This is a genomic window from Flavobacterium sp. (assembly GCF_044377315.1).
Taxonomy (GTDB): domain Bacteria; phylum Bacteroidota; class Bacteroidia; order Flavobacteriales; family Flavobacteriaceae; genus Flavobacterium.
Genome location: NZ_JBILJG010000044.1, coordinates 1 through 7,885 on the forward strand (window position 1 = coordinate 1; position 7,885 = coordinate 7,885).

8 protein-coding genes and 1 pseudogene are annotated in these 7,885 nt (G+C 33.6%); 3 read left to right on the forward strand and 6 right to left on the reverse strand.

Going from position 1 to position 7,885, the window contains the following annotated elements; translation table 11 throughout:
* Window positions 1-250, forward strand: a pseudogene (locus ACIQ66_RS10970) (DNA polymerase IV); the annotation flags it as partial.
* A gap of 309 nt (window positions 251-559) precedes the next feature.
* Here the strand turns inward: ACIQ66_RS10970 and pyk are convergent.
* The 5 genes from pyk to ACIQ66_RS10995 form a co-directional block, all read right to left on the reverse strand.
* On the reverse strand, window positions 560-1,990 hold the full coding sequence (pyk, locus tag ACIQ66_RS10975) for a pyruvate kinase (RefSeq protein ID WP_396212837.1): 1,431 nt from the start codon (window positions 1,988-1,990) through the stop codon (window positions 560-562).
* 5 nt (window positions 1,991-1,995) lie between these two features.
* Window positions 1,996-2,472, reverse strand: coding sequence for an IPExxxVDY family protein (locus ACIQ66_RS10980; RefSeq protein WP_396212838.1), 477 nt, complete (start codon window positions 2,470-2,472; stop codon window positions 1,996-1,998).
* A gap of 105 nt (window positions 2,473-2,577) precedes the next feature.
* Entirely contained in the window at window positions 2,578-3,327 is a 750-nt protein-coding gene (rnc, locus tag ACIQ66_RS10985; protein ID WP_396212839.1) for a ribonuclease III, read from the reverse strand.
* Window positions 3,328-3,334: 7 nt separating this feature from the next.
* On the reverse strand, window positions 3,335-4,588 hold the full coding sequence (fabF, locus tag ACIQ66_RS10990) for a beta-ketoacyl-ACP synthase II (RefSeq protein WP_396212840.1): 1,254 nt from the start codon (window positions 4,586-4,588) through the stop codon (window positions 3,335-3,337).
* Between the two features lie 174 nt (window positions 4,589-4,762).
* On the reverse strand, window positions 4,763-4,999 hold the full coding sequence (locus tag ACIQ66_RS10995; RefSeq protein ID WP_007137004.1) for an acyl carrier protein: 237 nt from the start codon (window positions 4,997-4,999) through the stop codon (window positions 4,763-4,765).
* A gap of 174 nt (window positions 5,000-5,173) precedes the next feature.
* On the opposite strand from ACIQ66_RS10995, the gene ACIQ66_RS11000 reads away from it, so the two are divergent.
* Window positions 5,174-5,740, forward strand: a complete 567-nt coding sequence (locus tag ACIQ66_RS11000) for a phosphoribosylglycinamide formyltransferase (protein WP_396212841.1) — start codon at window positions 5,174-5,176, stop codon at window positions 5,738-5,740.
* Window positions 5,741-5,744: 4 nt separating this feature from the next.
* The gene (gene rnhA / locus ACIQ66_RS11005; protein ID WP_396212842.1) at window positions 5,745-6,224 is read left to right on the forward strand and encodes a ribonuclease HI; all 480 of its coding nucleotides are present in this window, start codon (window positions 5,745-5,747) and stop codon (window positions 6,222-6,224) included.
* A 48-nt stretch (window positions 6,225-6,272) separates the two neighbouring features.
* Here the strand turns inward: rnhA and ACIQ66_RS11010 are convergent.
* On the reverse strand, window positions 6,273-7,885 hold a 1,613-nt coding region (locus ACIQ66_RS11010; protein WP_396212843.1), incomplete at its 5' end, for an OmpA family protein.

Genomic DNA, 7,885 nt, shown 5'->3' on the forward strand with positions numbered 1-7,885 from the left:
ATTAAAAAAGCACAATATTTCAGGAAAAACAGTCACACTCAAAATAAAATACAGTGATTTTTCGCAGCAAACACGAAGTAAAACCTTGCCTTATTTTATTTCAGACAAAGCATTAATGCTAGAAACTGCCAAAGAACTTTTGTTTCAAGAACGCATGAAAGAATCGGTTCGACTTCTCGGAATTTCGTTAAACAATCTCAATGCCGAAGTCAAAAAAACCGTTGAAGTTCAATTGAAATTTGATTTTTAATACAATTGTCACACTGAATGCAGTCGAAGTGCTTTTACTAAAAAGGGTTTTATTTTTATATTTATATAGCCCATTTTAAACAAAAAACCTGCTTTTTATATTTTAAAGCAAAAAGTGTATAAAAGTTTGGCGCAAAGTCAGGAGGTATTCGCGTAGCGTTTTGTTTAAATAAAATTGTGCACAAATATTATTTTTTAAAAAAAACAATCACAAAGTTGTGCGTAAAAAAATATTTTCTAAATAAACAATCACAAAAAATCCGTCAAGTTATTCAACAAGACGGATTTCATATTTTTATTACTTATGATTTTACTCTATTTCCGAAACTCTCAAGGTGTTTACCATTCCTTTTTCGGTTACTGGCATTGCCGCAAGATTGATTAAGAAATCGCCTTTGTCAACAAATCCTTTTACACGAGCAATTTCATTTACATCGGTTACAGTATCGTCTGTACTAACGAATTTATCATAATAGAAAGACTTCACGCCCCAAAGCAGATTTAATTGCGTTAAAATGCGCTTATTTGACGTAAAAACTAGTATATGAGCCGATGGTCGCCAAGCCGAAATTTGAAAAGCAGTATAACCGCTATTGGTTAAAGTACAAATCGCTTTTGCTTTAATATAATTAGCCATCATAGCTGCATGGTGACAAATTGATTTTGTAACAAAACGATTGGTTCTAACTTGTGGTGTATTTTGTGGTACTTGAATAAGCGGCGAATCTTCAACAGCTTCAATAATTTGTGTCATTTGCTGAATTACTTGCACTGGATAATTTCCAACAGAAGTTTCTCCCGAAAGCATTACAGCATCAGCACCATCCATAACAGAGTTGGCAACGTCATTTACTTCGGCACGAGTAGGTGTGAGGCTTGTAATCATGGTTTCCATCATTTGCGTAGCCACAATTACAGGAATACGAGCTGTTTTAGCTCTATGAATTAATTTTTTCTGAATTAACGGAACTTCATGAGCTGGAATTTCAACACCCAAATCGCCACGAGCCACCATTAATCCATCACAATAAGCTACAATTTTATCAATGTTTTCTACACCTTCTGGTTTTTCAATTTTAGCAATAATTGGAATTTTATGATCCGAATGTTTAGCAATTAAATCTTGTAATTCCATCAAATCTTCGGCGGTTCTTACAAATGAAAGCGCAATCCAATCTACTTTTTGTTCTATTGCAAAAAGCGCATCTTTTATGTCTTTCTTTGTTAATGCAGGTAAAGAAACTTTGGTATTAGGTAAGTTTACACCTTTTTTAGATTTTAATGGTCCACCTTGAATTACTCTACATTTTACTTCGGTTGTTCCGTTGGTTTCTAATGCTTCAAACATTAATTTTCCGTCGTCCAAAAGGATTTTTTCGCCCGGATTTACATCGCTAGGAAATGCTTTGTAGTTCATATAAACTCTATCGGCTGTTCCAGGAACATCTTCGGCGGTTTGAAATGTGATGATATCACCAGGATTTACAACTACATCTTCTTTCATTACACCAACTCTAAGTTTTGGCCCTTGTAAATCACCTAAAATTGCTGTTGTATAACCGAATTCATCATTTAAACCTCTAATTAAATCTATTTTAGATTTTACATCATCATAATCGGCATGCGAAAAATTTACTCTAAAAACATTAACACCAGCCTCAATCATGTCTTTTAGAACTTCTCTAGTGCTACAAGCAGGACCAAGTGTGGCTACAATTTTTGTTTTTTTATTTGTTGGCATTTGTATTAAAAAATTAGATTGTTTTTTGATTTTATTTTAGCTAAATCAACAGCATAAACCGTTGAAATTCTTTCTATTGTATTTATTTCGGATAAAATTGATTCAATATCAATTTCTGCGTTTTCAATTTTTATAAAATAATCAACTTTTTTAAATTCTGGAACTAAATAAGTTGTTGTTGTTTCTTCTTCATTACCAAAAAGATTTTGGGTTGTCAATTTCTTTTGAATAATAATTTCATTTTTATTTTGAATTAAATCCCAATATTCTTGTTTTTCTGTATTGTTATAACTGTATTTAGAAAAATTTATTTTGCCAGCTTTACTAATAACCTGTATTTGTTTTTCATTTTTTGAAAGAAGCACAGGAAGCTTTTGGTTAATAAAATAGGCTAAACGATAGTCTTCTAGTGAAGTATGAATTGCTAATAGCTCAAAATTAGTCTCTTCACAATCATCAATTATCAATTTATGAATTGCCATTTTATTGAAAATTTAGGTGTAAATATAGTATTTCTTGTTGAGAAAATTCCTTGATATTTTGAACTAACTGTTTATTTATCAACGAAAACGATATAGTTTTGAGAATTATTTATTTTTTTTGTCGATTTTTCCTTGAAACGCAAAATAGGCTCTTTGTGAAGCTTTTTCCTCGGCTTTCTTTTTAGAAGTTGCTCTTGCCTTTGCCACAACAACATCGTCAATACTAAGTTTAACACCAAAAAGGCGATCACCACTTATGCTATTATCTTCAAAAATGTCGTAATGAAATGTCTTTTTTTCTTTTTGACACCACTCTATCAACAAACTTTTATAGCTGATTACTTTTCCTTCAAGTCTTGGTATATCAACATAAGGCTCAATTACTTTTTTATGGATAAATTTTTCACAATGTGAATAACCTTGATCTAAAAAGATAGCTCCAACTAATGCCTCAAAAATATTTCCATGTATGTTTTCACCAAAATGCTGGGTTTGCACTTTACTTTCAACAAATTTAATTAAATTTAAGTCCTTTCCTAGCTCGTTAAGATGTTCACGGCTAACTATTTTAGAGCGCATTTTAGTCAAATAACCTTCATCTCCAGACGGAACTTCATTAAATAGATGAGCCGCAATTACTGAACTCAGCATCGCATCACCCAAAAATTCAAGTCTTTCGTAACTAATAGGATTTCCTTTTAAATCTACTTTATTTATAGAGCGATGGGTAAATGCTCTTGTGTAATTCTCAATTTTTTTTGGTTTAAAACCTATGATTCGTTCTATATCACCAAAAAAATTCCCGCCTTCTGTAGGACGGGAACTTTTAGAAAATATTTTTTTTAATAAACTCATTTAGTGGTTATTCTTCCAATTTTTTAAATAATACACAAGCATTGTGACCACCAAAACCAAATGTATTACTCATAGCAACATTGATTTCTCTTTTTTGCGCTTTATTTAGAGTCAAATTCAAAGAAGGATCAATGTTTTCATCAACAACTTCATGGTTAATGGTTGGAGGAACAATACCGTTTTTCATTGCTAAAATTACAGCAATAGCTTCAATTGCACCAGCAGCACCAAGCAAGTGACCCGTCATAGACTTGGTCGAATTGATATTGATATTCTTAGCATGGTCACCAAAAACATGAGAAATTGCTTTTAATTCGGCAACATCGCCAAGAGGTGTAGAAGTTCCATGAGTATTGATGTGATCTACTTTCTCAGGAGACATTCCGGCATCTCGAAGAGTGTTTTCCATAACGGCAATTACACCAATTCCTTCAGGATGCGGAGCTGTTAAATGATAAGCATCAGATGACATTCCGCCACCCCCAACTTCACAATATATTTTGGCGCCACGCGCTTTGGCATGTTCGTATTCTTCAAGCACTAAAGCACCAGCACCTTCACCAAGAACAAAGCCGTCACGAGTAGCATCAAAAGGTCTTGAGGCTTTTTCTGGACTATCATTTCTTGTTGATAAAGCTTGCATAGAATTAAATCCGCCCATTCCAGCTATAGTAACAGCTGCTTCAGAACCTCCAGAGATGATAACATCGCAAAGACCTAAACGAATATAATTGAATGCATCAATTAAGGCATTAGCAGATGATGCACAAGCAGAAACTGTTGTGTAGTTTGGCCCCATAAATCCATTTCTCATCGAAATGTGCGCAGGAGCAATATCTGCAATCATTTTTGGAATAAAGAATGGGTTGAACCTTGGAGTTCCATCACCAGCAGCATAATTTAAAACTTCTTCTTGAAAAGTTTCTAATCCGCCAATTCCTGCACCCCAAATTACACCAACTCTTTGTTTGTTTACATTGTCCTTAGTTATTCCAGCATCATTAATGGCTTCTTCGCTTGCAGCAACAGCATACTGAGCAAATTTATCCATTCTACGAGCTTCTTTACGATCCATAAAGTTTTCAATATTGAAATCTTTTACTTCACAAGCAAATTTTGTTTTATGCTTTTCAGTATCATAATAAGTTATTGGAGCAGCGCCGCTTTTACCATTTATTAAACCATCCCAATATTCTTGAATGGAATTTCCGATAGGAGTTAGTGCTCCAAGACCTGTTACAACAACACGCTTTAATTGCATATTTTTTTTTTTAAAATAGTATTTAAACAAATAATACCCTGTTTTCTTTATCATATTAGCTTAAAGAGACAAGGGTATTTCAATATAGTGTGATTGAAATTCAATCAAAAATAGACTAATTTTTGAAAAAATAATAAAACCCGTCACAATTATGCAACGGGTTTTAAGGCTTTATTATTTTTTTGCTTCTTCGATGTAAGAAATAGCTTGACCTACAGTAGCGATGTTTTCTGCTTGATCATCTGGAATTTGAATGTCAAATTCTTTTTCGAACTCCATAATAAGCTCAACAGTGTCTAATGAATCTGCTCCTAAATCGTTTGTGAAGCTTGCTTCTGTTACAACTTCGTTTTCGTCAACGCCTAATTTGTCTACGATAATCGCTTTTACTCTTGATGCAATGTCTGACATAATCTTTAATTTTAAATTTAATTTGTTGGCAAAAATAAAAAACTTTATTTTAAAACAACATTTTAGTTAATAAATATGACCACGAATTTAAAAAATAAATTTAACAAAGACCAATTATTTTTATTTATTATCATTTATTATTCTTTTTTTTGCGTAATACTAAATTACCCCTAAATGAAAAAGATTGTAATTTTTGCCTCTGGTTCGGGTTCTAACGCCGAAAAAATCATATTACACTTTAAAAACAATACTCATGGAACCGTAGTTGGAATTCTCACTAACAATCCTAATGCTAAAGTTATAGAAAGAGCAAATAAATTTGATATTCCATGTGAAGTATTCAATAAAGAGGAACTTTCTAACGGCATAGTTTTAAAAAAAATAATAGGTCTAAAAGCAGATTTAATTGTACTGGCGGGTTTTTTACTAAAATTCCCATCTTCTATAATTGAAGATTATCCTAATAAAATAGTAAACATTCATCCTGCTCTTTTACCAAATTATGGTGGAAAAGGCATGTATGGAATGAATGTACATCAAGCAGTTTTGGATAATAAAGAAAAAGAAACTGGAATTACGATTCATTATGTTAATGAAAATTATGACGAAGGCGCGATTGTTTTTCAGAAAAGTGTCTCTATTGAAGATTGTTTAACTGCCGAAGAAATTGCTGAAAAAATTCATTTTTTAGAATATAACTATTTTCCTGAGGTTATAGAAAATCTTATAAGTAAACTTTAAAAAAATGCAACACGAAGTCCACATATATACAGACGGCGCCGCTAAGGGAAATCCTGGTCCGGCAGGTTATGGCGTGGTCATGGAAATGGTAGGAACACCCTACAAAAAAGAATTTTACGAAGGTTTTAGATTGTCTACCAATAATAGAATGGAATTATTAGCGGTAATTGTTGGTTTAGAAAAATTAAAAAATCCAAAAACGAAAGTTTTGGTGGTTTCAGATTCAAAATATGTTGTTGATGCCGTAGAAAAGAAATGGGTTTTTGGTTGGGAAAAAAAGAATTTTTCAGGTAAAAAAAATCCCGACTTATGGATTCGTTTTCTCAAATCATACAGAAACCACCAAGTAGATTTTAAATGGATTAAAGGTCATAATAATCATCCACAGAACGAAAGATGTGATGAATTGGCAGTTATGGCTTCTATGCAAGAAAAATTATCTGTAGATGCTTTTTATGAGTCCGAGAAGGATTCTTTACTATAAAAAAGGCGTTTAGATTTCTTAAACGCCTTTTTGTTTTTTGTATTTGATTTACTTCACAATCAAGAACTCGCTTCTTCTGTTTTGCGCGTATTGTTCTTCGGTACATGTTTGTCCGCAATCAACTTTTGGTTCTGTTTCTCCAAATCCTTTTCCAGAGATTCTGGCTCTGTCGATTCCTTTAGAGATTACGTATTGTACGGTTGATTTTGCTCTTCTGTCTGATAAGTTTAGGTTGTAGGTATCACTTCCTCTGTTATCTGTATGCGATTTGGCCAAGATTACTAGTTTTGGATTGTCTTGCATTACTTTTACTAGTTTGTCTAACTCAAAGGCGCCATCTTCGGTGATGTTACTTTTGTTATACTCAAAGTAAATAGGTTGTAAGATGATTTCTGTTTCGGTAATAACAGGCTCAATTGGCGTAAGTTTGATAGTTGCTTTTACCTGATCTTCTTTGGTTTTTGCCACTTGGTACACGTTGCTCATATAACCGTCTTTAGATGCTTGTATAGCGTATTCTGCATCGCATGGCACTCTGTAGGTTACTTCACCATTTTCGTTAGTTTGTAGTGTTGCTAGGATGTTTTTCTTAGCATCGACTATCGCCACTTTTGCATTGTTGATTGATTGGTTGGTTTTTTCGTTTACCACTTGTGCCAACAACTCGGTTGTACAGATTGGTTGTGCACCATAAATCTCATCGTTGCCCGACCTGTTACTTGAGAAGAATCCGATTTTGTTTTTGCTATTAAAGGTAAATGAAAAGTCGTCTTTCTCGGTATTTATAGGTTGGCCCATGTTTTGTGCTGGCGTGCTTTTTGCCAAGTCGGCTACAAAAACATCTAATCCACCAAATCCTTGTCTACCACTTGAGGCAAAGTATAACGTATTGTTATCATCTGTAATGTATGGGAAACTCTCGTTGCCTTCGGTATTGATGTTGCTTCCTAAGTTTTGCGGTGTGGAGTAAGTTCCATCTGCATTAACGGTTGTTTTCCAAATATCAACGCCTCCTAAGCTACCGGGCATATCTGATGAGAAGTACAAGGTTTTGCCATCTCTACTCACACTAGGGTTACTTGTTGAATAGTCTGCACTGTTAAATGGAAGTGATATGATGTTGGTCCATTTTCCATTTTCGTTAGTGGCTTTAAACAAGTTGTTTCTTCCTAGTTTTAGTTTGTTTTTTTTGTCTTTAATGAATACTTTTTCTCTAAAACTATCACTTGTAAAGTATATTGTATTTCCATCAGCTGTAATAGTTACAGGACCATCATGAAACTGAGAGTTTAGCTCTGTAATAGCTTCTGTACTCATAAAGGTTCCGTCTGGATTGTACGTAGATTTGTAAATGTCTAAAAATGGTTCTTTGTTCCATCCATAATCTTTGCGAGCACTGTTTCTTGCACTTGTAAAGTAGAAGTTGTTGTCATACAAAACACCTCCAAAGTCTGATTTGTCACTGTTAACATCTAAATACTTTAGGTTATAAACCTGTTGTTTTTCGGTTAATTTAGTGATATAGCTTGGGTTATCTACAAAGGCTTTGGCACGCATATCGCCTGGCGCTAGTTTGGCAAATTTTTTCATCTGCTCATTAGCTGCATCGTACTTCTTGTTGGCTTTTAGCATCTGTGCATATTTGTAATACGTCTCAGCAT